Source organism: Herbaspirillum lusitanum P6-12 (assembly GCF_000256565.1).
GTDB classification, from domain to species: Bacteria; Pseudomonadota; Gammaproteobacteria; order Burkholderiales; family Burkholderiaceae_D; genus Herbaspirillum; species Herbaspirillum lusitanum.
Window position 1 is genome coordinate 1 of record NZ_AJHH01000150.1, and the last position, 1,113, is coordinate 1,113.

Here is a 1,113-nt window from a genome sequence, read left to right on the forward strand (position 1 = left end):
TGCCCCGCTGATCCAGTCCATCGCAGGCTTGGCGGTGTGCAACGGCAGGTAGCGCGACAGCTTCTGCAGATCGAAGCGCGACAATTTTGCTTTCAGGTCGATGACGCCGGGCGACTTGCCTTGCAGCGGCAGCGTGTGGGTGCCGCTGAGCGTGCCGGCCGCGCTGTCCTGCGCGAATTCGAGATTGTCGATGTGGAACTGCAGGATTTCGTTCTTCTGGATTTCCCAATGGCTTTGCAGGTTCAGCTTGTCGAACGGCATGGCGGCGTCGGCGAACAAGGCCGGCAGTTGCAGCGCGACATCCTGCGACGCCAGGCTCAGTTTGCCGCCGCGCTCGGTGGCGTCGATCTGTCCGTCCAGATTGGCAAAGCCGGGGATCGCCGGCGCACCGCCTGCGGCTGCATGCCGAGGCCGCTGAAAGCACCGCGGAGGCGATAGGCGCGCACGTCAGGATAGCTGCCTTCCCATTGCACCGAAAAATCCTTGAGCTGGCCGTGCGGCGCCAGGTCGGCCAGCAGCTTGTGCTGCGACGGCGTCAGCGGCAGGCGGCTGCCGAGGTCGGAAAGAATCGCGAGATCGAGCAGTTGCGCTTCCACCGTCATCTTTTCAGGACGGAAGCGCGTGGCCGGTTCGAATACTTCGAAAATCGTGGTCGGCGGCAGCGCGAAGCCGTCGTCGGTCTCCAGGGAGAAATTGCTCAGCGTCAGCTTGTGGCCGTTGGCGCCGAAAGTCGGAATGCCGTCCTGCAGGTCGGGCGCGTAGATTTCGCTGCCGGACACCCGGCCGCTGACGCGCGCCAATTGCAGCGGTTCAAGTTTTTTATCCAGCCGCGCCGACAGATTGGTCAGGCTGAGGTCGGCGGTGAAGTTGGCGATCTTGTTGTGATCGAGGTCCAGCCAGGCGCGCACCGAGCCGCGGCCCTGGTTCAGTTCCAGCGGATAGTCGACGTAGGCCTTCCAGACGGCCAGGTCGGTGTTGCTCACGTCGGCGTACAGGGTGCCCTTCCAACGCGTCACGTCGGAGATTTTGCTGGCGAAACTGGGGTGGTAAAAATTTGCGCGCACATCGAGCGGCGCGGCATAGTCGGCCGGCGGCGTCGCCTTCAGCGCCATC

At 63.7% G+C, this 1,113-nt stretch carries 2 protein-coding genes; both read right to left on the reverse strand.

Features of this window, described 5'->3' with window-relative positions; all coding sequences use genetic code 11:
- On the reverse strand, positions 1-378 hold a 378-nt coding region (locus HLUSI_RS30920), incomplete at its 3' end, for a YhdP family protein (protein WP_462138089.1).
- A partial coding sequence (locus HLUSI_RS27075) for a YhdP family protein (protein WP_016832946.1) occupies positions 318-1,113 on the reverse strand: 796 nt, incomplete at its 5' end. The genes HLUSI_RS30920 and HLUSI_RS27075, both read right to left, overlap by 61 nt.